Annotated in this window: 25 protein-coding genes; 7 read left to right on the forward strand and 18 right to left on the reverse strand. The window is 47.8% G+C overall.

Annotated elements, in window-relative coordinates:
• The 5 genes from prfA to MHI38_RS13410 all read right to left on the reverse strand — a co-directional run bounded on the left by prfA (position 1) and on the right by MHI38_RS13410 (position 3,917).
• A complete protein-coding gene (gene prfA / locus MHI38_RS13390) occupies positions 1–1,068 on the reverse strand; it encodes a peptide chain release factor 1 (protein ID WP_341181301.1) in 1,068 nt (355 codons plus the stop codon).
• Positions 1,069–1,392: 324 nt separating this feature from the next.
• Entirely contained in the window at positions 1,393–1,731 is a 339-nt protein-coding gene (locus MHI38_RS13395; protein WP_154891326.1) for a hypothetical protein, read from the reverse strand.
• A gap of 12 nt (positions 1,732–1,743) precedes the next feature.
• Positions 1,744–1,992 (reverse strand): hypothetical protein, encoded by a 249-nt coding sequence (locus MHI38_RS13400; RefSeq protein WP_154891327.1) that lies wholly within the window; start codon positions 1,990–1,992, stop codon positions 1,744–1,746.
• A gap of 218 nt (positions 1,993–2,210) precedes the next feature.
• Entirely contained in the window at positions 2,211–3,311 is a 1,101-nt protein-coding gene (gene ychF, locus MHI38_RS13405; protein WP_123065294.1) for a redox-regulated ATPase YchF, read from the reverse strand.
• Between the two features lie 135 nt (positions 3,312–3,446).
• The gene (locus tag MHI38_RS13410) at positions 3,447–3,917 is read right to left on the reverse strand and encodes a GNAT family N-acetyltransferase (protein ID WP_154891328.1); all 471 of its coding nucleotides are present in this window, start codon (positions 3,915–3,917) and stop codon (positions 3,447–3,449) included.
• Positions 3,918–4,288: 371 nt separating this feature from the next.
• On the opposite strand from MHI38_RS13410, the gene MHI38_RS13415 reads away from it, so the two are divergent.
• Positions 4,289–4,750, forward strand: coding sequence for a hypothetical protein (locus MHI38_RS13415; protein WP_154891329.1), 462 nt, complete (start codon positions 4,289–4,291; stop codon positions 4,748–4,750).
• Positions 4,751–4,838: 88 nt separating this feature from the next.
• Here MHI38_RS13415 and MHI38_RS13420 read toward each other — a convergent pair whose 3' ends face one another.
• The 11 genes from MHI38_RS13420 to MHI38_RS13470 form a co-directional block, all read right to left on the reverse strand.
• The gene (locus tag MHI38_RS13420; protein WP_154891330.1) at positions 4,839–5,009 is read right to left on the reverse strand and encodes a Spo0E family sporulation regulatory protein-aspartic acid phosphatase; all 171 of its coding nucleotides are present in this window, start codon (positions 5,007–5,009) and stop codon (positions 4,839–4,841) included.
• Between the two features lie 265 nt (positions 5,010–5,274).
• Complete coding sequence (locus MHI38_RS13425) at positions 5,275–6,588, reverse strand: transcriptional regulator (protein WP_186809795.1); 1,314 nt, start codon at positions 6,586–6,588, stop codon at positions 5,275–5,277.
• Positions 6,589–7,053: 465 nt separating this feature from the next.
• A complete protein-coding gene (fni, locus tag MHI38_RS13430) occupies positions 7,054–8,121 on the reverse strand; it encodes a type 2 isopentenyl-diphosphate Delta-isomerase (RefSeq protein ID WP_154891332.1) in 1,068 nt (355 codons plus the stop codon).
• Positions 8,122–8,560: 439 nt separating this feature from the next.
• A complete protein-coding gene (locus MHI38_RS13435) occupies positions 8,561–10,081 on the reverse strand; it encodes a phytoene desaturase family protein (RefSeq protein WP_167375783.1) in 1,521 nt (506 codons plus the stop codon).
• A 113-nt stretch (positions 10,082–10,194) separates the two neighbouring features.
• A complete protein-coding gene (locus tag MHI38_RS13440) occupies positions 10,195–11,343 on the reverse strand; it encodes a glycosyltransferase (protein WP_154891353.1) in 1,149 nt (382 codons plus the stop codon).
• Between the two features lie 13 nt (positions 11,344–11,356).
• Complete coding sequence (locus tag MHI38_RS13445) at positions 11,357–12,130, reverse strand: lysophospholipid acyltransferase family protein (RefSeq protein ID WP_154891333.1); 774 nt, start codon at positions 12,128–12,130, stop codon at positions 11,357–11,359.
• Positions 12,099–12,866 (reverse strand): carotenoid biosynthesis protein, encoded by a 768-nt coding sequence (locus MHI38_RS13450; RefSeq protein WP_154891334.1) that lies wholly within the window; start codon positions 12,864–12,866, stop codon positions 12,099–12,101. The genes MHI38_RS13445 and MHI38_RS13450 overlap by 32 nt, the downstream gene beginning before the upstream one ends.
• Positions 12,866–13,738, reverse strand: a complete 873-nt coding sequence (locus MHI38_RS13455; protein ID WP_090922801.1) for a phytoene/squalene synthase family protein — start codon at positions 13,736–13,738, stop codon at positions 12,866–12,868. Before MHI38_RS13455 ends, MHI38_RS13450 begins: the two co-directional genes overlap by 1 nt.
• Positions 13,735–15,198 carry a phytoene desaturase family protein gene (locus tag MHI38_RS13460; RefSeq protein ID WP_154891335.1) on the reverse strand — a complete coding sequence of 488 codons (1,464 nt, stop codon included), beginning with the start codon at positions 15,196–15,198 and terminating at the stop codon, positions 13,735–13,737. Before MHI38_RS13460 ends, MHI38_RS13455 begins: the two co-directional genes overlap by 4 nt.
• The gene (locus MHI38_RS13465; protein ID WP_154891336.1) at positions 15,195–16,745 is read right to left on the reverse strand and encodes a phytoene desaturase family protein; all 1,551 of its coding nucleotides are present in this window, start codon (positions 16,743–16,745) and stop codon (positions 15,195–15,197) included. The genes MHI38_RS13460 and MHI38_RS13465 overlap by 4 nt, the downstream gene beginning before the upstream one ends.
• Positions 16,746–17,040: 295 nt before the next feature.
• Entirely contained in the window at positions 17,041–17,967 is a 927-nt protein-coding gene (locus MHI38_RS13470) for a MerR family transcriptional regulator (RefSeq protein ID WP_090922795.1), read from the reverse strand.
• A 216-nt stretch (positions 17,968–18,183) separates the two neighbouring features.
• On the opposite strand from MHI38_RS13470, the gene MHI38_RS13475 reads away from it, so the two are divergent.
• The 5 genes from MHI38_RS13475 to MHI38_RS13495 all read left to right on the forward strand — a co-directional run bounded on the left by MHI38_RS13475 (position 18,184) and on the right by MHI38_RS13495 (position 21,515).
• Positions 18,184–19,680: a phospholipase D family protein gene (locus MHI38_RS13475; protein ID WP_253499662.1), complete on the forward strand. Its 1,497-nt coding sequence runs from the start codon at positions 18,184–18,186 to the stop codon at positions 19,678–19,680.
• Between the two features lie 159 nt (positions 19,681–19,839).
• The gene (locus MHI38_RS13480; RefSeq protein WP_154891337.1) at positions 19,840–20,454 is read left to right on the forward strand and encodes a TetR/AcrR family transcriptional regulator; all 615 of its coding nucleotides are present in this window, start codon (positions 19,840–19,842) and stop codon (positions 20,452–20,454) included.
• A gap of 5 nt (positions 20,455–20,459) precedes the next feature.
• On the forward strand, positions 20,460–20,816 hold the full coding sequence (locus tag MHI38_RS13485; protein WP_154891338.1) for a DMT family transporter: 357 nt from the start codon (positions 20,460–20,462) through the stop codon (positions 20,814–20,816).
• A complete protein-coding gene (locus MHI38_RS13490; RefSeq protein WP_090922789.1) occupies positions 20,816–21,130 on the forward strand; it encodes a DMT family transporter in 315 nt (104 codons plus the stop codon). Before MHI38_RS13485 ends, MHI38_RS13490 begins: the two co-directional genes overlap by 1 nt.
• A gap of 253 nt (positions 21,131–21,383) precedes the next feature.
• Entirely contained in the window at positions 21,384–21,515 is a 132-nt protein-coding gene (locus MHI38_RS13495; RefSeq protein ID WP_261764621.1) for a hypothetical protein, read from the forward strand.
• 443 nt (positions 21,516–21,958) lie between these two features.
• Here the strand turns inward: MHI38_RS13495 and MHI38_RS13500 are convergent, their stop codons facing one another.
• The gene (locus tag MHI38_RS13500; protein WP_341181302.1) at positions 21,959–22,822 is read right to left on the reverse strand and encodes an IS3 family transposase; all 864 of its coding nucleotides are present in this window, start codon (positions 22,820–22,822) and stop codon (positions 21,959–21,961) included.
• Between the two features lie 11 nt (positions 22,823–22,833).
• On the reverse strand, positions 22,834–23,151 hold the full coding sequence (locus tag MHI38_RS13505) for a transposase (RefSeq protein WP_090921784.1): 318 nt from the start codon (positions 23,149–23,151) through the stop codon (positions 22,834–22,836).
• A 543-nt stretch (positions 23,152–23,694) separates the two neighbouring features.
• Here MHI38_RS13505 and MHI38_RS13510 point away from each other — a divergent pair.
• Positions 23,695–24,642, forward strand: a complete 948-nt coding sequence (locus MHI38_RS13510) for a TetR/AcrR family transcriptional regulator (RefSeq protein WP_154891968.1) — start codon at positions 23,695–23,697, stop codon at positions 24,640–24,642.
• Positions 24,643–24,647 lie beyond the last annotated feature (5 nt).

The raw sequence follows: 24,647 nt of genomic DNA on the forward strand, positions 1-24,647 counted from the left end.
TTATTCTCCTCTATCCATCATCTCGGTCTGCTGAGCAATCGTCAGTGCAGACAAGATATCTTCAATCTCACCGTTCATGATTTGATCCAGCTTGTGCATCGTCAGACCGATACGGTGATCCGTTACACGGCTTTGCGGGAAGTTGTACGTACGGATCCGCTCACTGCGGTCACCCGTTCCCACTTTGCTTTTACGCTCTACGGAGATTTTCGCTTCTTCTTCCATCCGTTTCATATCAAAGATACGTGTACGCAGAACTTGCAACGCTTTTTCTTTGTTGGAGTTCTGGGATTTACCATCCTGACACGTTGCTACGATACCTGTTGGCACGTGAGTTACCCGTACTGCCGATTTCGTTGTGTTAACCGATTGTCCACCGGCACCACTGGAACAGAACGTATCCACACGAATGTCTTTATCATGAATTTCGATATCAAAATCTTCCGCTTCCGGCATTACCGCAACGGTCGAAGTCGATGTATGAATCCGTCCACCGGATTCCGTTGTCGGGATACGTTGTACACGGTGTGCACCGCTCTCGTATTTCATTTTGCTGTACGCGCCGCGTCCGTTGATCATGAATACAACCTCTTTGAATCCACCGAGGTCATTCGTGTTCACATCCATCAGCTCGACTTTCCAGCCTTGTGCATCCGCATAACGGGTATACATCCGGTACAGATCAGCCGCAAACAATGCCGCTTCATTTCCACCAGCCGCGCCGCGAATTTCCACAATAACGTTTTTGTCGTCATTCGGATCTTTGGGTAGCATGAGTACACGAATCAGATCATCCAGTTCTTTCTGGCGAGCAGAAAGTTCATCAATTTCCATTTTGACCATCTCGCGCATCTCGTCATCCAGCTTCTCGCCTTGCATTTCCTTCGCCGCTTCCAGATCCTCGCTTACCTGTTTGTACTCATTGTACGCATCGTATGTCGGCTGAAGATCGGATTGCTCCTTCGAATATTCACGCAGCTTTTTGTTATCACTAGCTACATCCGGGTCACACAAAAGCTCGCTCAGCTTGTCATAACGATCGGCCAATGCCTGCAATTTATCCAACATGTATAGTCACCTCACGTTTTATTTTGTCTTTGCACATGCCGTATTTCATAACGAACCAACATGCACACTTGCTGTATATATCTATCATTCAAGATTCCACAAACCACAGGATTCTTCTGAATCCCCTGACCGCAGCATCTCATTCGAATTCTGTGTTATATGATCGACGTATAACCTCGCTACAACGTCATCAAATCCTTTACTTTTAAAGTGATATAAAGAAATCGCCTACCGCCAAAAGCCCTTGTCTCATCTCATCGATTAAAACAAAGATTTTATCATGGGTATACGACTCTTAATTATAGCATATGCTTATGCCTCTGGCTAGAGCAATTCGTCCTCCAACTGCTCCAGCACAACACTCCACCATGTTTCTTCATCAAGCAAACTTACAGGGTCTTTCTCTGTATAAAATAAACGGAGTTGCTTCACTGCTTCATCTTTTCCGGACTGCTCTTTTTGCGTTAAACGAGGTTTAATCTCTCCGCGTCGAAATGCTTCCAGCTTCGCTTCCGCTTGTTCCAGTGTCATGACCGTGGGCTCATAGGCTTTGGAGTGCTCCTCTACGATTGCCGTGTACCTGCTCAGAAACGCCAGAAACAGGTGGAGACTGCTGTTCATTACAGCATACTCTCCACTCTGCACATCGACTCTATACAGTATGCCCGTTCCAGCTTACACCCCAAGAATGGCCGTCTGCTCATCCCATTCATAACCGATGGGTAACAGCGTTTTGAGATCATCCGATGTCCTCATTAACTCCATATCCGGCAATGGGTTGAACCTAATACCAAGTACATCTTCACCGTCCAACGTAAGCTGTGGCAAGCCAGAATGAAGCAGTAACCCCTGTGTTTCTTCGGTTAAATTCGCTTTTTCTACAAGCAGAGGATCGTATCGAACACACCGGGACGTTATATCCACTCTTGCCACCTCCTCCAAAGGTCCTTCTTTCTTTTATTATATCCATCATGGGTAAACAATCCAGTGAAAACGGAATCAACCTTGCATATACTGACCGTTGTTTCGGAGTAAAATGCAAACAAAAACAGCACTATTCCCCTACGAAAGAGATAGTGCTGTTCTTTATTTTAACCGGTAAACCTCTGAAGGCTGACCCGTCTTTAATCATTTATTTAAGATTACACGTTGAAACGGAAGTGCATCACGTCGCCGTCATTTACCACGTACTCTTTACCTTCCAGACGCAGTTGACCGCGCTCTTTGGCACCGTTCATGGAACCCGCTGCAACCAGATCGTCATAAGAAACAACCTCTGCACGGATGAATCCGCGTTCGAAGTCGGTGTGAATGACACCCGCTGCGCCAGGCGCTTTAGTTCCTTTACGGATGGTCCATGCACGAACCTCTTGTACACCCGCTGTAAAGTACGTATACAATCCGAGCAATTTATAAGCCGCTTTGATAAGCAAGTTCAGACCGGAATCCTCGATCCCGAGCTCTTCCAGGAACATTTGTTTATCTTCGCCTTCCAGTTCGGAGATTTCTTCCTCCACTTTTGCACTGATCGGCACCACTTCTGCATTTTCAGCAGCTGCGAACTCTCTTACCTTTTGCACATATGCATTGTTCGCTACATCACCAATTTCGTCTTCAGCCACATTGGCCGCATACAGAACGGGTTTCAGCGTAAGCAAGTGCAAGTCACGTACAATCAGACGCTCTTCGTCTGTCAGCTCCATGCTACGTGCAGGCTTGTCTTCATAAAGGACCGCTTTGACTTTCTCCAATACTTCCACTTCTTGAGCAGCCGTTTTGTTGCCACCCTTCATGTTTTTCTTGGAACGGTCGATTTTTTTCTCAACACTCTCGATGTCCGCCAGGATCAACTCCAGGTTAATCGTCTGAATGTCACTTACAGGATCAATCTTGCCATCGACGTGAGTGATGTTCTCGTCTACGAAACAACGAACAACGTGCACAATCGCATCCACTTCACGGATGTGTGCAAGGAACTTGTTACCCAGGCCTTCACCTTTGGAAGCTCCGCGTACCAGACCTGCGATATCAACAAACTCAAATGCGGTAGGCACTGTTTTTTTGGGTACAACGAGTTCTGTCAATTTGTCCAAACGCTCGTCCGGTACTTCAACGATCCCCACGTTCGGGTCAATCGTACAAAACGGATAGTTTGCAGACTCGGCACCTGCTTGTGTAATTGCATTAAACAATGTAGATTTACCAACGTTCGGCAAACCAACGATTCCTGCTTTCAAAGCCATGTATATGACAACTCCTCATTCATTACTTGTTCGGTATGGATAATCCTATCCATTATATATGACAAACCCCAAGGCATCAAGGAACTTCGCCGACTCATCGGCAATCATCCTCATCTTTAAATCCCGTGACTCATGCTAGCCTTTGATCTCCTTATACATCGTCAAGTCTGTCACTTCATAGCCCATCTTGCGATACAGGCTGCTTGCCCGCTCATTATGTCCAAACACATGCAGCCCGATGCGATCCACCCCAAGACTTCGCGCGGTCTTTTCGAGTGCATCCATCGTTTCTGTGCCGTATCCTTTGCCGCGATATGCTTCTTCCACCACGATATCCAGCAGAAAAGCTTCTTTCCCCCGGCGATTCTCCGTAATATTAAACCAGAGGTATCCGACAATGCCGTCCACCGGATGCATCAGATTAAACACATATGCCCCTGGCGTCTCTAATCCTTCCGGCAGATAACGCTCATACGATTCCTCTGCCCGTTGTAGCGCTTCTTCTGGCGCCCACGTTCCTGCTTCTACTTTTTCCTGTGCAAAATCTTCAATTGAACGGCTACGAAAACTCGCAAATTGTTCCGTACTCATTGGAGACAGTTCCATGTTATTTCCTCCTGATCTAGTTGTGATTACTTGAGTGTGATTGCTACGATGGCCTACGTATGAACTTTATGTACAGTCTAGTACACTTACAAATCAGCACCTCTTCAAGTACCTCATTACATGAACCACATTAAATGAACCTTATTCCAAGCGCTTCAACTTCTTATGTTGAGCACTCATCCTAATCGACTTTACACGTTTCCACGCATTTATCTTATTGCTCTGCTCGTTCTCCTTCATATTGTACCTTATTCATTGAACATACACTGTAAAATAATGCTCCTGCACCAACTTTTGCATGCATCCCTGCGTTTATATCTTTAATACAAGACACCCGTATACAACAATCGAATAGAAAGGACGGTTTAACCATGCACACCAAACCACGTCGTCCCTTTTCCAAACTAAAACTAATGATTGCCCTTGGCCTGTTCCTTGCACTGGGTACCATTGTAGTGATGAGTTTTCTAAATGCCATGGATCCGTTCCGCAAACTCAGAATTACGATTGATAATCAGTCAGACTATGACATTACTCAGATTAAGACAGGCATAACCCATTTGAATCAACCCGTTCTCAATGCGAGCACAGCAGATAAAACAGAAGATTCCGACCTGCTCTATACCTTTAGCGAAGAAATCGTTAGCGGGAAAAAAGTAAAGTTTACTCCAAAGCTGCAATTTCTAGGCGAAAGCTCCGTCTACGTCATACTTAAGGACAGTCGCGGCAAAACCTATACAAAAACAGCCTGTGGATATACAGAATCTGTGTCAGGAACTTCCCTCATCACGATAACTAATGAGAATATAACTGTGAAGGAAAATTGTACTTAAATTGAATGTTTCTCATTCTACACATCTACCTATGTTAAAATAGAAGGGCGAGCGACCGGCCAAAGTTTCTCGCCCAGAGGTCGATGGATTACTCCATCGGCTTTATCCTTTTAACATGATTGTACATATTTATAAGTTCATCCAGCACCATAGATTGGTGGATCACCTGAGGGTGAAGAAGCTCGCCATACTCCGTTTTTATCTGATGGAGTCTCTCCCTCGCTTCTTCGATCCGCAGTTTGAGTTCGTCCCGCTCCATAACACCCCTCCCTGCTGTACCATTGTAGGACATCCTGCTAATTAACATAAATTCAAATAAACTCCAACAGTGAAAACGACAAAAAAACACCCTTTTCTGAAACACCTTTGGACAATCTAACCAACTGTCTGTATAAGGAATTTCAAAACGGAGGATGCATCAGGATGCAACAAACCTAATTTCTTTAGACCTGTGGAGATCGCCCCTAGGCCTATACATACATGTGGATATGTTCCTTGTTACTTTTTACTTAGCATGTACCCACTCATCGTTCGGGACTGTATAATCTCTGAATCTTTTGAATAAGCATTTCGGCACTTGGCTTGACCCCGAGTCCAGTGACCACGTACTGCAAATCATCAAACAGGCCTAGACAATCGAGAAGCCCATCTTTATTCATATTTTCAATCGCAAATTCCATGCCTTGGCGAATGTAAGCTACACCTCTGTCATAGTTGTTATTTCTTAAATAATACGTACCTAACCCTGCAAGCAAAATACCATATTGATCATTGGTGTATTGTTTGCTCATTTTTCCGAAGCGACTGCTCTGTTCCTCGTAATCCAGATGAGATTGATACTGCTCAAGTACCTCGTCAATATTGACATTATATCGATTTGCTGCGGTCACGATGGCGCATAGCGCAGGAAATATTTCTTTTTTGCGATCAGAGATATACGTTAAATAATCTGGAATCAACGCTGTTTCACCCGACAGCAATCTGAAATAGTAGTTATTCCCTTCTGACCAATCCTGAAACTGAAGAATTACCATCTTTTCCTCTTCTGTAGGATCTTTGATCCAGCTGTAATCAGCATATTTGGAGACATACTGAAGGGTTTCTTCATACTTCCCATGTTGATAACTGACCTCAGCAAGCGCAAGATACGAATACAAAGCATAATACACAATCTTCTTTTTGGTTCTGGTCTCTACTTCTCGTAATGTTTTCTTGGCATCATATTGAATAAAAGCTTTGATCTGTAACTGGTCAGCGAATTCTTTCACTTTGTCCCAGCGGCGCAAGGATGCATACACATTGATCAGTTCATTCAGCGCATCGAATTGGTATTGCTCATCAAGACGTTCTACAAATAGTTCGAACCTCGTGGCTAGCGTAAGATTATGAACCTGGTCATTCGAAAGCCCTATTGAAAACAGACGATATTGGCATAAAGCCAGACGTTCCGAATGTTGCAACTTCTCACTCTCAGCAACACAGCGATAGAGCGGTTTACAAGCCTCCATCTTGCCTTCGCTATGCAACTGCTCTGCCAGCTCAAACAACAGAGGCACATAGGAAAGGTTATCCATCACATAGTTCACCGCTGTCTCCATATGTGTTATATGGCCTAGCTCCGCACAACGATATAGAAAAGGTCTGAGCCTTCTCCAATCCAGGGTAGAGTCTACTAAATACTCATGTATGTATAGTTCATATAATTCGCCTTCAGGCATTCCGATGCCAGCAGTAATACGATCTAACTGATTTAAGCCTATCGGACGATTCCCTTTCAACGTACCGCTCAATGTCCCGGAATTCACGCCAGAAATCTCGGAAAAGCGATTGATGGTCATTCGATTCCTTTTCAAAAAATGTTCTAAATGGTCACGAATTGTAGCTTTTTCGCTCAACGGGACACCGCCTTCCCATGAAATGAAGCTTAATGCGATCATACAATATTTTGGTAAGTATCATCAATATTTAACTTGTAAATATTTTACTTTAATATGCAAAAAAAACCGCCCTATTTTAATTGAGCGGATTAAGAACGATCTGCGATTGCTACGATGGGACTCGAATCATTCTAACGATCACCAGGGAGCTTATTTACTTGAAAAGCTACGTTTTTCACTCATTTTTGCGGAATTTCACACAAATAACGCTTCTGGTGATCGTTAGATTGTCAAACACCGCAAAATGCGCGAAATAAGGTTCTGTGAGATCGTTAGAGCCTCTGAGTCGATACAGCCACTCCGCTCACTAACCTTCGCTTCCGCACTCTGAGTCCTCGGCATCCATGTCGCCCGACCCCAACAACATTACCGCCGCTCAACCAGACGTTCTGTCCGCTTCACCTCTGCAACGCTGCCTGCGCCGATGCCGAACATGACGGTGCGTAGCTCGAATTCGACCTGCTCCAGCCGCTCGGACAGTGCTTCGTCGGAGGTGACGGCGGATTCGAGCAAGGAGCGACCAAAACCTGCGAGGTCGGCACCGAGCGCGAATGCTTTGGCAGCATCCACGCCAGTGTACAGTCCGCCGCTACCGATCAGCGCCCCATCGGGGTTCAGTGCCCGCACATCCTGGATGCATTCGGCTGTCGGAATGCCCCAATCGGCAAAAGCTTCAGCAGCCGCCCGGCGTACCGGGTTATTGTTGCGATACTTCTCCACCTGTACCCAGCTTGTACCACCTGCGCCAGCCACATCGATGAAGGCTACGCCTGCTTCGTACAATCGCTGTGCCGTCACACCATCGATGCCAAAACCAACTTCCTTAACACCGACAGGCACGTCCAGCTCACGACACAATTTCTCGATTCGTTGGTACAGACCGCTGAAGTTCGTATTGCCTTCGGGCTGGAATACTTCCTGCAGCGTGTTCAGATGCAGCACAAGCAGATCTGCGCCGGCGATATCCACGGCACGCTGGAAATCAGCCGTGCTGAAGCCATAGTTCAGCTGAACCGCGCCCAGGTTCGCGATGACCGGGATATCCGGTGCCCAGCGGCGGACATCAAATGTGCTTGCGAGTTCCGGCTGCTCTACGGCAGCCCGGATCGAGCCTACCCCGAGCGCCCAGCCTCTGGCGTTTGCTACCCGTGCAAGGCGCTCATTTATCGCGCCTGTGGTCTTGCTTCCACCCGTCATCGAACTGATGAGCAAGGGTGTACGCATTTTTTTGCCAAGGAACGAAGTGTCCAGATTCACCTCTTCAAAATCCAGCTCCGGCAGCGGATGATGACGAAACGCATACTTCTCCAGGCCGCTCGTTATGCCTTCTCCTGCCACATTCTCCTCCAGACAGAGGCGCACGTGCTCCAGCTTCCGTTCTCCCGTTGCCACTTCGGGCAGCAGCCGTCTGCCGGCTCGCTCTTGTTCGTTCATGATGAGACCTCCTATGTGAGAATGATGTGCAGGGTAGGCTCATCTGCGTTGTTATGCTTCCTGTTCCCTACCCCATGCTGAGTTGCTCTGTAACTCTTGTTTCTATGTAAAATGCGGTTGCAATGGACTGGGAGAAATCACTCACCGTTCTATCCACTCACACCTATTCAATAAATCATCCTTGTGTCGTTAATCGCTCGGCTTATTCATTCGGTTCTTAGACAGACCATATAGGGTAGTGTCCATCAATGGACAACTCTATCCAGTATACCGTTCCTCTCAACCTAATGAAAGGACACTCCAAAACCCCCATGATCTCAAACATGAATTCATTAGAGTTTCGGAGCTTCTATTTTATCTCATTTGAGTCTTGTAGCGCCTCGGTCCACCTCATTAACTTCATCAAGTTCCAGCACACCTGGTTCTCCACGTGCTTGCTCTACCTTCCCAGCTCCGTTGCAAGTCGCTCCCCCACAAGCTGGCCGGACAGCGTAACAATCGGGGTTCCGCCGCCAGGATGGGTTGTACCGCCAACGTACCAGAGCCCTTGAACATCTTTGCTCTGATTGCCTGGTCGCATAAAAGTCTGTTTCACCGAATTGGAGGAAATGCCATAGATCGACCCTTGATGAGCGAGTGTATCCCGTTCAATATGTTGCGGTGTGTAACAAATTAACACTTCCGATTGCATCAACCCGCCAATACCACGCGCCTCCAATTGTTCCAGCACAAACTCACCGTAACGATATTTCTGCTCTTCCCAGTTCCACGCTTGAGACAAATACGGTGCATTCACCAAAATGAACAAATTGCTCGCCCCTTCCGGAGCCATACCTGCTTCGGAATAACCCGAGTAACAGATGTATATCGTTGGATCTGAGGGCATCCTGCGATCACGGAAAATATCATCAAACTCCAGCTTATACTGCTCTGGAAAAAAGACCGTGTGATGTAATAACTGATCGTACTTTCTGCGCACTCCCGCCAGGGTTACGAATCCTGAGATGGAAGGTTCGTACTTGGCAATCCGGGCATCACTCATTCGTTTCCGATGCTCCGGCGCGAGCAGTAACCTGTTTACACTAAGCACATCTCCATTAGCCACGACCTGTTCTGCTTCCATAAAGCCCCGATCCGTATCCACGCCGATCACCTTGCCATGCCGAGTCACGATCTGATGCACTTCTACACCCGTCAGAATCCGCACGCCTTTTTCCTGCGCAAGCCGGGTCATGCCTTCAATCAGCTGATACGTTCCGCCTTTGACCCCGTAGATGCCCACCTCTGCTTCCACATGACCCATCATGGCAAAAATAGAAGGCGACAGATACGGAGATGATCCTACATACGTGGCGTACCGCCCGAACATGGCGAGTGTGTGTGGATGGCTGAAATACCTGCGTAGCAACTTATCCAGCCTGACTGTAGGCCGCACCCGAAGCAGACTGCGCAACATTTGAAGGTTGTATTTATCAGACGGATTCAGTAGCAACTTACCGAGGAAATGACGATTCGCCTCCGCATACAATGCGGCAGATTCATCCATAAACGCATCATAACGCAAGGCATCCTCCGGACTGTACACAGCAATCTGCTCTTTCATCCAGCCGCGATTTCTAGACAGATCGACCACTGTTCCATCCGCAAAAACATTACGTGTTCTAGGCTCCAGCTCGTACAACTGCACATAGTTCTCCATCACCACGCCTGCCTGATCAAAAACCGAGCGAAACGCATCCGGCATCGTAATCGTGCTCGGCCCGCGGTCAAAATGATACCCGTCCTGCTGGATCTGTTGCAACTTGCCGCCCACATGCGCCTGACGCTCCAGAATGGTTACTCGCAAGCCCGCCGTAGCAAGGCGAATCGCACAGGATAGACCGCCGAAGCCTGCCCCGATTATAATGACATCCTGTTTCAAGTTCCCGTTTGAGGCCTCCGCCCGGTGCCCGTTATCCATTTTCATCTCTTTTCCCAGCAACATTCCTGCCCCTTTACTACCTTCTCCTATACCTTGGTCTCTCTCTGTATCTTCTGAACCGTCACCATTTCCATTCTCCTGTACACTCTGCATCAGCTATAACGCCTGCCTTTCCATACATACCCTTTACCAGATCGACCTGCCTGCCATGAGGCCAGACCAATAGCAATCACACACGCCATGCTGATCGGTTGAAAAAGAGCAAGCCACCACGGCTGACCTCCGATATGATCGGATACCCGTTTTACGGCCATGCCAAGCAATGTGCCTATGAAACCATAGAGAAATGACGTTTCACTGCCCGTTAATAGCCCTATAACCAGACCCAGCGGCGGCACAATATACATCACAAAGTACATCAGCATCGTCCCAAGCAACAGCACGTCCTTGCGTCCCATGCCTTCATACATATTTTTCTTATATCCGTTCCATACTTCTGCACCGTTCTGATACATCCGCGTACTCGTCACATCATGGACATCCGCCAGCATCACGGGATGACCGGCACGTTTCACTGCTTTGGCGAGACTCATGTCGTCCACCAGATGCCCTTGAATCGCTGCATGACCGCCGGATGCTTCATAACTTGTTCGATGAATAAGCAAAAAAGCCCCCGTAGCGGCGACAAACATCGGACTTGCCGATCTGCGTATCATAAAAATAGGAAGATGGCTGATGATCGTAAACATCATCATGGGCACAACAAGCTTTTCCATCCAGGTCTTCGCAACCTGATACGGAAAGCCGGTAACCAGCCCGCCGCCCTGCGCGCACCCGGCAGCAAAAGTCTGCCGAATGGCATCCGGCTTGACCCGAACGTCCGCATCCACGAACATAAACCAGTCTCCTTGGGCTTCCTGAACCAATCGGTGACAGGCGTAGGATTTCCCCATCCAGCCCGCAGGTAGTTCAGTACCCCGAAGCAAACGTACGCGTGAGTCTCGCTCGGCAATCGCCTGAACCAAAGCGGCGGTTTCATCTTCGGAGCGGTCGTCCAGTACCAGCACTTCCATACGAAAACCCTTCGTATCGCTGGCAAGCACACTTTCCAAACATGCTTCAATATGTATTCGTTCATTTCGCGCGGGGATCAATACCGAAACAAGCTGATCGGATGGCACGATATTCATCTTACGGAATGATCGTACTTTGGGCAGGCAAAGGGCATTCCACACCGCAAAGAGCAATTGCAGTAGCAACCCTCCCACCAGACACATCCACAATATCTCAGATGCATTCATACTCTCACTCATGTTATCGGTTCACCCGCTTTCGTGCCGCATCGTATTTTTCACTAGTGGAGCGAATTCCCCGAATCAGAGGCTGTGCATCTGGCAGACTTCCTTGCCCAAGCCGAATCAACGTTGCTCTATGATCATTCAGTTGTTGCTCCAGCACACATCCCAGCCGATGAGCAATCTCTTCACTTTTCCACGTTTTCCAATCTTCCACAATCGGCAAGCCAGCCTTCATTGAAATTTCAGGCAGGTCATGCTGAACCATGCCATGACATAAGGTGACTGGCACGGCAATAGCCTGTGGAAAACGACGAAGCACGAGTCCAATGCCCGGACGAAACTGAATCGGCCGAGCCTCCTGATGCAGAATTTCACCCTGCGGGAATATCCAGACCCTTTTACCAGCAGCCAGCAACTCATTCGTATATTGCAACGATGTCCGCACACCCGATGCACTGTCCTTGTTGATTGAATACGCCCCGAGTTTGCGAAAAAAAGCATACTGCCGAAGCTGCCGCTCCTCCATCATCACATAATGATCCCCGCGCGAAGTTTGCTTCGCCGCATGATACAGCAGCAGTCCATCCCACCATGAGCTGTGGTTCATAAAATAGACAACAGGCTGATCCGGCGCTATAGGCAACACTCCATCCAAGCGCTTGCGATCTACGATATGTGGATCGAGTGAACCCGAGAGCGTAAACGAACGAAAACGTCTACGCAACAAATAATAATGGTTGTACAGCGAGAAGACTCGGTCAAACGCTTTGGACTTTACGGCGCGAATCATACAGCCAGCTCCCCTCGGCAAGCAGCACACCTGCGATGGCAATGATGAAACTGCCTGTTATGCCTTCTTTTAGCGCAAGCAGGCCAAACAGAAGGATAAATAGTTGGTACAACCATTTTGCCCGCAGTAGGGAATGCCGATCCTTCGGCATGGCCGGCAAAAAGAGAGACAGAAATGCTCCCATAATGAACCAGCTGATGTAGTTTGTCCACGGAACACCGTAGAACCCGCCTGGAGCCTGCCATTCCCAAAATCCCCTTGCATGAGCTACAGGATCGAGTACAAAATCCAGCACAATTGCCCAAAATCCCGTTTTGAGGGCTCGCACCAACTTCCCACCCCAGGTCGATCCACCGCCGCTAATCATCGCCGAGTTGCCAACGACTGCGATCCAGGCGAATCCAAGTGTTACCGGTACACTGAACAGATGGATGCCAAAGAAGTCGGAATAGGCATACTCGCCAAAAGGCCAGTGTGTATGTACACCGATCCATTCCACACCCATACCGCCCAGCCAGATGATAAAGGACGATATCCAGAGGTCGGGCCGTAGCCACTTGACTGACTGGTCGGACAGGTCAGATCGGCGATGTTGTTGATATATAAGGTCAAGCACATACAACGCGTAGAATACAAGAAATAGCCCATTAGAGAAGGATAACGCCTCAGGCACACCAATCGTAAGCATGAGGATGGCACCAATGGCGTACCATACCCAGTACACCCACTGAACCATCAGGATACCGCCATTCGGGAAGCTTGATACGCCAGCATCGGATACCGTTTCACAATCGCTCCCAGCATCTCCAGTTTCAATTCATCGCTGACATATGCTCGTTTCGTGTACACATCGTAGTCGTTACGCTCCACGGCGTGCAGGATCGTTGAATAGAAGGCCGCGGCTAACTCAATCGAAAAGGCACTTTCAACCGGATAGGTGTCCAAACGATCCATGCCGATCCGGAACCAGTTCAGCGCTGCTGCTTTCAGATCCTGAATGATGGCGATAAATCGTTCATCCACAATGCCGTCTTCCCAGTCCTGTTCGGAGTATCCGTGTTTCTCCATAATCTCCAGCGGTACATAACGGCGCATTCTGGCCCGGTCTTCACCCACATCCCGAATAATGTTCACAATCTGCATGCCTTTGCCTAGTGCGATACCATTCATCGCTACTTCCGAACCGTTATCATTACGGAGCACAGGTAGCAGCATCTCGCCTACGGTTCCGGCAACCAGATAACAATAGTGCTCCAGCTGTTCCAGCGTTGTATAGTGGGTCACTTCCAGATCCGTTAATTGGCCCTCCATCTGACGAAAAAACGGGCCTTTGTCCAGATGAGGGAAGCTGCTGAACAGCCATCTCAGCGCCGGCCAGATAAAGTGCCCCTCCGCTTCTTCGAGGTGTTCAAATAATTCACGAATCTCATGGATCGTATACGTTGATTGCTCCGGCTCATCCACACTGTCATCAATCATGCGGCAAAACGCATAGATGACATATACCGCCTCGCGGCGGGGACTGGGCAGGCCCTTAAACGCCTGATAAAAAGACGAGGAGCCCTTCTGCATCAACTCTTCACACCTGCTTAAAATCGCTTCGTTCATTTCCCCATCTCCTTCATGAGTTGATTGACAGCCATCCTAGCGCCTTGCATGACAATGGGCACGCCGCCTCCTGGATGTACCGATGCTCCGGCAGCATATAAACCTTGTATCTTCGAGAACGGCTTGGGCTGCGGTCGATACACACCCGACTGAAACAGGACAGGTGCAATGCCAAAGCTTCCTCCACCGTATAAGCCATCACGCGCGGCGTCAGCAGGTGTACGTACTTTTTTCCATTGCAATGCTGCACGGAGTCCCGGGAATCCTCGTTCTTCTGCTTCTTCCAGCACACGTTCTGCCAGCGCTTCACTCTCTTGTTCCCAGTTCACGCCTTCTGCGTCCGGTACCGGAATGAGGAAATACAGTACACTCTGCCCTGAAGGTGCAGCGGTCTCGTCCACTGCAGCCGGATTGAAGACGTAAAACGATGGCTTCGCGGGAATGCGGCGCTCGTTGAAAACTTGGCGCAAGCTACCATCCAGGCTTGGTGGCAAGAAAAACTGATGCGTTGTGGCATCCTCCCACCTTTTATCTACTCCGGCGTAAATCAGCACACATCCCGATGAAGGGCGATACGGCTTACGTTTCACGGGTGCTTCCGGTACCTGCTTCATCAGCCCGCTCAAATTCGGAAAATCTCCGTTATAGATTACGGCATTCACATTTTCAGCACCATCAGCCGTTTCAATCCCCTCGCATATTCCATTGCGGATCTCCAGTCCAGTGACTTCCGTGTTCAGCTTGATCTTCACGCCGCGAGAGAGCAGTTCCTGCTCCAGAATAGCGGGCAGAGCCGCGTAACCGCCCTTCACCATCCAGATGCCATATTCGTGCTCGGCGTAAGGAAGCAATGAATAAATCCCAGGTGTACCAAAGGGCGATCCACCGATATACAAGCTTTGCAGCGAATACGCATCGAGTAATTCTTCATGTTCAAAATAATCCCCAACGGCCTTCCGCACACTCTTGTGTGCACGCAGCTTGCCCATAAGCGACATGAGCGAAGGGGTGAAGAAGTCCCTTTTGCGCGGAAACATCTGTTCCAGAAACGCTGTCCGGCCTGCGGGGAACAACGTGTCCATATCCTTCATAAACCTGTTGAATCCTCGGCCTTCTCCCGGGAACAACCGTTCAATCTCGGCGGTCTGCTCTGCCCGGTCTGTCTTCTTGGTCATGACACGTCCGCTGTGATAATGCACCCGGTATAACGGGTCACAGCGTAGCAGCTCGACTTTGGAGCGATCCACACCGGCCTCTTCCAAAATGCCAAGCAACATCTCGGGCAGGAGGACAATAGTTGGCCCCTGATCGATCCGGTATTCCCCTTCCTGTTCAAAAGCTATCCGTCCGCCTACGCGAGAGCCTCGCTCGTACACGGTAACATCCCATCCCTGACGGTTCAGCAGCAACGCTGAGGTAAGCCCTCCAATCCCGGCACCTACAACAGCTGCCCGCTTCATGATTGTCCTCCGGCTTGGGCAGTCTTCACGTAGGAGGATGGCTTGGTACGTCTTCGTGCATCCTCTTCCTGAATCAATCTGACACTGATTCGCGCCGATTCAAAGATTGTCGGCAAGCCGCTACCCGGGTGCGTACCTCCACCCACCAGCCAAACGCGTTCCAATTCCTCAAACTGATTATGCGGTCTCAGATACATCATCTGGCCCAGATTATGTGCCATATTAAACGTTGCCCCCTGGTATACATCCAGCTCATTCTGCCAATCCAGCGGTGTGAACAGCATACTTTCTTCGATCCGGCCACGAATGTCTGCCAGTTCTGGAATCGCTTCGAGCCGCTTCAACATGTCTTCTTGCACCTTCGCTCGTTCCGCCTCCCAATCGATGTCTCCCGTAAGGTTTGGTGTTGGCATCAGCACATAAAGTGCAGATTTTCCTGCCGGAGCGAGTGTCGGATCGAGCCTGGATGGGTTATGAACATATAGAGACGGGTCTGCCGATAAAATTTTGTGCTTGGTTATTTCGTCTACATTCACCCGGTAATCTTCCGGAAAATAAATCGAGTGATGTGGCAGGTCGATCTCACCATCTACACCGAGATACAACATGGCTGTGGAACAAGAATATTTTTTCTGTTTCATTTTTTCGGGTGTATATTTTTTAAGTACGCCAGGTTCGAACAGATGGTTCACTGCATGGGCAAAATCGGCATTGAGCACGACATGGTCTGCTTCGATCCGTTCGCCGTTCTCAAGCAGTACACCCTCGGCGCGACCATTGCGAACAATAACCTGTTTCACCGGTGTAAGGGTGTGAATGCGTCCGCCATTCTCTTCAACGACATCCGCCATCGCCTGAAATACCCGATTCACGCCGCCGATCGGATGAAACAGTCCATATTGGTGTTCGATGAACGACAAGATCGTAAATGTTCCTGGACAATCCCATGCGGACATCCCCAAATATTTGGACTGGAATGTAAACGCCCAGCGCAGGCGTTCGTCGGTAAAGTACCGGGAAAGAATGCCGTAAACCGTATTATTTATATCAAGTTTAGGTAGAGCCGTAATCGCATCTTTACGTAAATAATCGGTGAGCTTCCCAAACGGACGGCGGAGCAGTGGCATCACTTTGCCAAACTTCACTTCTTCGTCCCGCATGTACCGGAGGTAATTCTCTTCATTGCCAGGGAACAGCTCTTTGATCTGCGCTGCTGTATCCTCCCGATTGCGTGAAGGCGTGAACACCTTATCTCCAAAGTTCAAAGCGTACAGCGGGGTCAGTTCTTTCATATCTACATAATCCGAGAGCTTGCGTCCGACCACATCAAACATCTCTTCAATCAACTGAGGCATCATCAAAAAGGTAGCCCCGCGGTCAAACTTATATTCACCAAGCTCCAGACGGGAAGATCGTCCGCCAATGGCTGGCTGTTTCTCGTATACATCAACCTCATATCCCTGACCGGACAGTAACATGGCTGCTGCAAGCCCACCCGGGCCTGCGCCAATGACGGCTGCACGTTTGCGTTGTTGATTCGGTATCATGCCACTCACCTTTCTATGTAGGACTATCTCTAGTTCTCAAGCCCCTAAACTATTATTAAACCGCAATGAAACACTTTAATCGGGTAAACTCGAAAACATTATACAAATCGTGTACAAATATTATACGACAAGTAAAACATAAAATGACCCGTGGGTCAAATTAATTGTTTTTTACACGTTAAAGATCTATATAATCCCATAAAAAAACATCCCTTGATCGCTGGATCAAAGGATGTCCTATATGAATCTATTCCATCAACATTCGCCTTATGTTCAATTGTTATCCTATCACTTGTTAGGCACCTGGTGGCCGATCCGTAAAATACTCCCGTTCAATCCAGGACTGCCAGTCTGCCGAATCTTCAGGCATAATCCATTCCGGGTGACGAGCGTGCTTCGCACGTTCAAACCCTTTGCCGCCCAGCACAAAACGGATATGAGGGAACTCGTCCCGAATTCGGTCAATCAGCTGATCACAAGGTTCCACAAGTCCGGGGCTCGTAATCGAAAGACAGACCAGTTTGATTTTCTGCTCGCGGAGAATCGGAAATACCCCTTCTTCCGGCGTATTGGCCCCGAGATACAGGACTTCCGCTCCATTTTTGCGCATAAATAAAGAGAACAACAATAAACCAACCTGATGATGTTCCCCTTCCGGACAGAGAGCAAGAACTTTGGGCAGATGCGGATAGATCGGGAACAGATGGAAAAACTGATAAAACCGCTGGGAGATCAACTGCGTCATGAAATGTTCCTGCGCTACCGTTGCACGTCCTGCTTCCCATGCGTCTCCAACCCGAACCAGGATCGGTACGAGTACATGGTAAAACATGCTGTCATATCCGTACATCGTGAAACCAAAATCAATCAAACCGTTGGCACGCTCGCCCTGAAAATGATAGAGGGAATCATAGATCTGATCGGCCATCTGTGCATGAGCTTCTTCCATCACGGGTACTGGGGGAACCATCGGCGCAGGTGAAGAAGAATCAGGCCTTTTAGCTTTCCTGATCTTCAACATGCGTACAGCCTCGGAGATATTGGCCTGATGCTGATCAATCTGCTCCTTTAGCCAGCGCAGATCCGCTACATTCTCTTCCGTGTACATGCGATAACCCGACTCTGTCCGCTCAGGGGTAACCGCATCATAACGATTTTCCCAAGCCCGGAGCGTGACCGCCTGAATGCCCAGCATGGCAGCGACTTGTTTGATGGAATACACGTGATTACCTACTTTCTCTCCATAAACGTTCTACAAAAATAATACGTTCATTATACACAACGACCCTACAGCTGTCGATTCATCCAATCCAAATTGCATGATTCGCCTGTAAAAATCTCATGATTCCCATACAACATCCGAATTCTGCCTCCTGCGTCAACATCGCTACACCTGTGGTAATAAACGTCAGCAAGTACAGAAAGGGGGAGTCCAACATTGTTCCCATTGCGCCGCCATACCTCTGACCGCAAATCTTCCCGCGGCAAATTCCCATACATACGTACAGCAATTGCACTACTTATCCTATGGTTTATTGCTGTTATGCTCTATCAGACCTATAAACCGCTACCACCAGGCATCTCTTATGAAAGTCAAGAATATCGGGTGAAGAATGTCGAGTTCCTTCATGACCTCACGTACCCTTCTGCCGACGGACAGATGCAGCATGAACAGCAGATTTTTCAGCGGATGAAACAGGTGGTTGAGGATGCCGAGCAATTTGTCCTGGTGGATATGTTTCTGTTCAACAATTATCAACACAAGGGACAGAACTTTCCGCCTGTCAGCCAGGAGTTTACTGATGCACTCCTTGCCAAGAAAATGCAACATCCCGATATGGACATCTGGTTCATTACCGATGAAGTGAACACCAACTATAACTCGGCCCCCAATCCGCTACTGGAACAGATGAAACAGGCCGATATTCATGTCGTCATCACTAATGTTGATCCACTACGTGATTCTACACCGGTATATTCCGCAGTCTGGCGTACGTTCTTCCAGTGGTTTGGTCAGTCCGGTAAAGGCTGGATTCCTAACCTGATGGCAACAGATGGCCCGGATGTTACATTACGTTCCTATCTAAAATTGCTGAATGTAAAGGCCAATCACCGCAAGGTTGTTCTAAGCGAAAAAACAGCTATTGTATCATCAGGTAACATTCATGATCCTAGCGCTTATCACTCCAACATTGGCTTTGAGGTTACCGGTCCGATCATTGGAGATATCATTCAATCGGAGCAAGCTGTTGTAGATATATCGGGCGGGGGCCAGCTTCCTGTCTATGACGAAATCTCCCACACTCCGTCTTCCGAGGAAGCCGATGAAAATGATCGGCCTGTTCGCCTTCGTTATGTGACCGAAGGCAAAGTCAATGATGCCTTGCTGGATGAGCTGAGCCAGGTGGGAAAAGGGGATACCATTTGGATGGGGATGTTCTACATCGCTTCACCAAAAGTATTGGAGGCTTTACTGGATGCCTCGGAGCGAGGAACCGATATCCGGCTTGTACTTGACCCTAACGAAAACGCCTTTGGTCAGGAGAAGATCGGCATTCCTAATCGTCCTGTAGCAGCGGAATTACATGGTAAATCGAATGGCAAAATCCAGATCCGCTGGTATAACACGACCAAGGAACAGTACCATACCAAAATGATGTATATTGCCAAAGCTGCTGGAGATCATATCGTGCTCGGTGGCTCAACCAACTTCACTCCCCGGAATCTGAATGACTACAATTTGGAGAACAATGTGTGGATTGCAGCTCCGGCAGACAACAAGTTTACGTTAGACGTTGCGAATTATTTCAAGCGCATTTGGACAAATGAAGATGCCGAATTCACTCTGAATCTGGAAGAGTTCCAGGAGAAGACCACCTTCCTGAAAGGCATTTTGTATAAACTGCAGCTCATTCTTGGGTTTACAACATTCTGACCAGGCCCCAACATAATTAAATATATCCTTGTAACAAGATACATCCGTCTGTACGTTTCATGTGCGGCGGGTGTATTTCCTGATTTTTCTATCCTATCTTGACAGAGGATGTAATGTGTGAAAAGATGTTACCTAACGACCGTTAGGAAGGTGAATGTGATGACTGCTTATTCCATCCGGGACGCGGCCCTGTTTCATTTTGCCAGAGACGGCTATGAAGGGGCTTCCTTGAGAGCGATAGCTGATGAAGTCGGGATTAAGAAACCCTCTATATACGCGCATTTTAGCTGTAAAGAGGACTTGTTTATGCACACGCTGGACCATGCATTCGATGAAGTACGGCGACATACCTTGGAATATTTCCGTGACCACGCCCACCTGCCACTGGAACAACGGCTGCGGGGGTTGTTGACGTGGTTTGAGCAGGAGTATCAGAATCATGCCTCTGCCAGATTGATGCTACGCAACTGTTATTATCCGCCGCCCGATCTGTATAGCCAGGTGATGGATCTGGTATATCCATTTCTGGACGGAATGGAGCGTGCATTGTCACGGCTGTTTCAACGAGCGATTCGCGAGGGGGATGTTCCGCCTATTCCTGCCGAGCAGGCCGCCATTGCTTTTATGACCTTTCTCGATGGCATTACTGTTGAAATTATCTATGGAAGCTCACGTCGGTACAAGAGACGGCTGGATGCTTCCTGGCCTGTCTTTTGGAATGGTATACACAGCTTGAATGAACAGGCACGCCCTATCGTGCCAGAAGGAGATTGAACATCATGAACCGAAACTGGTTATACGTTTTTGTAGGAGGCATTATTGAAATTGTGTGGGTTAGCGGACTAAAACATGCTTCGAATGCTTGGGAATGGGCATTGACGGGAGTCGCCATTGTCATTAGTTTCGGCCTGATCATTGCTGCGGCTAAACGACTGCCTGTGGGTACGGTCTACGCCGTGTTTACAGGGATCGGTACAGCAGGTACAGTGTTGGCCGAAATGTTGCTGTTCGGTGAGCCGTTCCGTTTAGCTAAAATGCTACTGATCGGACTGCTGCTCTGCGGTGTCATTGGGCTGAAACTCGTCACGGATCAGCAAGAGAAGCAGGAACCACAGGTTAAAGGAGGTGCCGTCTAATGGCTTGGCTTGCGATTGTAGGTGCAGGAATTTGTGAAATTTTCGGAGTCATCGGCATCAACGGAGCTTCTACGCGTAAGGGTTGGCCTTACATTGTCCTGATGCTGGTATCATTCGTATTCAGCTTCTCGCTGTTATCTTACGCGATGACATCTATCCCTATGGGCACAGCCTATGCGGTGTGGACAGGAATTGGCACAGTGGGAAGTACGGTGACGGGTATGCTTCTGTTTGGTGAACGTAAAGAAGCGAAGCGGCTACTGTTCATTGCAATGATTTTGGTGGCAGCGGTAGGATTGAAAATCATTACGTAATGTAATGAATATCGTGCAATATAATGGATATTATCAACTTCAGGCAGAAAGACGACTTCACTCAGGGAGTCGTCTTTTTTTGTAGGTACGATTGTTTTAAGTACGTTTGTATATGTAGGTTCGTGTAGGTAGGCTTATGTAGGTACAAATTTCAGGTGAAATTTTTTAAGCACAACAAGTGATTTGGGATATAATGTAATCAAAGAGGCGGCCTTGTTATCAAGCTCAATTGGAAAGAAGGAGAGTGCTTTTTATGAAAAAATGGTTGGTACGTATCGGCGCGTATACCGGTTATTCGTTCTTGATCGCACTTGCACTCTTCTATCTCTTTTTCTTGGGAGTAATCATCATGATCGCTGTATACGATTTTATGGGAGGGGCATAGTCTGCTTTCTCTTTACTTCACTTGCTCTTTTTTCTTAGACTCGCAATGCTTTACTTGGATTTTCATTTATTCCTTTTTTATTTTAATTTCTTTTATTGAACTGTATTATATCTTCTTTAATTTGTTCTGATTTATTTTAGTTTATATCGATTTATGTTGGTTTACTTTCTATTTGCGCTTTCCTTCGCTTTTGCCCCTATTTCGTTCTCTACTTCTCGCCTCCCTCACTTCTTTACTTTACTTACTCCTTCTTGTTTTGCTTTGTTTTGCTTGGCTTACTTCCCTCCATTCGATATTCATTCACTTTTTCTCTCTTTTCCTTTTCCGAAGTAGCGCGGTTCATGCATTTAATTTCTAACGATCACCAGTAACGCTATTTGGGCCAAATTACAGGTTTTAGATTTCTAACGATCTCAGTGGACCAATGTCAAGAAAGTAGACACTTACGCGACGGATTTGTCCGTAAACTTCTTCGCAAAACGAGTAGGGGAAAGATAACCTAGCGCACCATGCATTCGCTTGCGGTTGTAATAGAACTCAATGTACTGGTAAATGGCGTTATACGCCTCTTCTGGATTCTTAAAACGAGGGTTACAGTAAATGAGTTCCTTCTTCAAAATACTGTGCCAAGACTCGATACATGCGTTATCGTAACAGTTTCCTCGGCGGCTCATACTGAGCTCCATACCATACGATTTCAGTTGCTCCACGTATTCTTTTGACGTGTACTGTGAGCCACGATCCGAGTGATGGAGCAATCCTGGAGCGGGGCGTTTGGCCTGGTAAGCATCTTTCAATGCATCTAACACCAAGCTCGTTTCCATATGGTTGTACAGGCGCCAGCCCACAATCTCACGCGTACACAAATCCAGAACACTGGCGAGATATAACCGGCCTCCACGGCAGGGAATGTAGGTGATATCGGTGACCCATGCAGTGTTCGGTTTGGACGTTTGAAATTGCTGGTTCAGCGTATTGGGTGCAATGGGATGATGATGGTTAGAATCCGTGGTCTGGACACGATACCGAGGACTGTGCACGGAACGAAGATTCATTTGACGCATGTATATACTGACGGTACGGGAAGAAATTTTGTATCCTTCCAGATGGAGCGCATACGTAATTTTCGGACTCCCACACCGCTTCTGGTGGTCGTAGAAATGAAACCGAATACGCTTCATGATTTCAGTTCTCCGGCGCTGTTGCTTACTGGTTAGATCCATCCGCCACTTGTAATATCCGCTCCGTGACACGTGTAACAGAGTGCACATCTTCTCCAAAGAAAACAGGGAGCGATGGTCTTCCACAAACTGAAATCTTAATTCTTTGGTTTGCTGAAGATGTGCACTGCTTTTTTTACAATAGCCAGTTCCTCTTGCGTGTCCGCAAGCGTATGCTCTTTCTCTTGAAGTAACCGGCGCATTTCTTTAAGCTCTGCTTCCAGTTCTTTCACTCGATCTACGCTAGCTACGGGCTCATGTTTAAGTTCACGATACTTGCCCATCCACTGGTGTAATGTACTTTTTGGAATGTTGAGTTCTTCTGCCAAGTCTCCGAGTGTCTTGGTCTGTTCTTGAATAAATTTTACCGTTTGTTTCTTGAATTCTTCATTGTATCGTTGCCGTTGTTCTCCCATGTGGACACACCTCCGTTAGCCTTATTATCCTTCCGTCCGTTAACGGGTGTCCACTTTTTATTCTAGCTCCACAGGTGAGCTTATTTCAGGATTTTGATGCGAAAATGGACGTCCAGCTTGTGTTTTCAACAAAATAAGGTTTCTGGTGATCGTTAGAATTTCAAAAGGATGAATATTGCTCAAATAAGCTCCACTGTGATCGTTAGAATAAATTTTCGATATGTTCTCGAGTCGTCCTTAAGAGCGTTGTTGAGGTGTTGATGTGTTTTCGATGCGTCCTTTATACATTCTTCCATTCCCTCTCCAAAAAGTACAACGTACAGCTTTACGGCTTGCGTACTGTACTCTCTCAGTTCTTCTCTCGATTCATTCAGAGTTCTTTCTGGGCTCTCCTCTCGGTTCTTTTCTCAGTCCACTTTTCGGCTCTTTCACACCCCTACACCGTGCACATTTGTAATCCCTCATTCACATCGTTTATACTTAGTTTGACCACAAAGTCAATTCAAGAACTCAAGAGTTCCCAGTGAGGTGAACATACCCTTAATGAACCCGATCCATGGGATGAATGAAAAAAGAAAACTGGTCATCACCACAGCGCTCAAGCTGTTTTCCGCTAAGGGTAGCGCAGCAACCTCCATGCAGGAGATTGCCGAATTATGCGGGATGTCCAAAGGCAGCTTATATCTCATGTTCAAATCCAAAGAGGAACTGGAAGCCAGTACGCTGGAGTACTGTGTATACATTCTTATGGACGAGATGTCCCAAATTGAACACGAGAGCAGCCTGACCTCCAGAGAACGGCTACATAAACAGATTGAGGTGCTGCTAACGCATGTTGCGGAATTGAAGGAATTTTTACGCATCCAACTACGCAGCATGATGATGGATGATGAACAACAGCGCAAAGAGCACTGCACTCCTCAGCAAAGAGATATTGAGATACGTACATTGCATTGGTTCAAAAACAAACTGGAGGATCTATACGGCTCCGAGATCGAGCCTTATACGATTGATCTTATCCTTCTGACACATGGACTATTCCTGTCGTACGTCAAAATCTGGTTTACCGAAATGCCTTCTCTTACGGTCAATAAGATGGCTACGCATCTTTTGCAAATGATGGATTATGCAGCACAGGGCTGCCTCCAGCATCGGCCTGAACCTCTGATTCCGCTGGATCAGTGGCCTGCCTGGATTGCTGAACCCCAACTAGATGCAACCATGTTGCGGCATCCCGTCCATATTCTGAAACAGATGCAAGATATCGCATCAAGCGACCTGCCCGCCGGTCAGTCAAAAAATGATGTGCTTGAGACCATTGCCATACTGAGGCAAGAGATCATGGAATTTACGCCAAGGCGTGCCATCATTCTCGGCATGATGCGTAACCTGGAAGGGATAACTATCCTTGAACCGATGCACTCCGAGCTTCAGCACATTATGGATACCATGTATAACCGGTTTATCCAGGCTGACTCGTCACACACATAAACAGG

This window comes from Paenibacillus sp. FSL K6-1558, assembly GCF_038002565.1.
Lineage (GTDB): Bacteria > Bacillota > Bacilli > Paenibacillales > Paenibacillaceae > Paenibacillus > Paenibacillus polysaccharolyticus.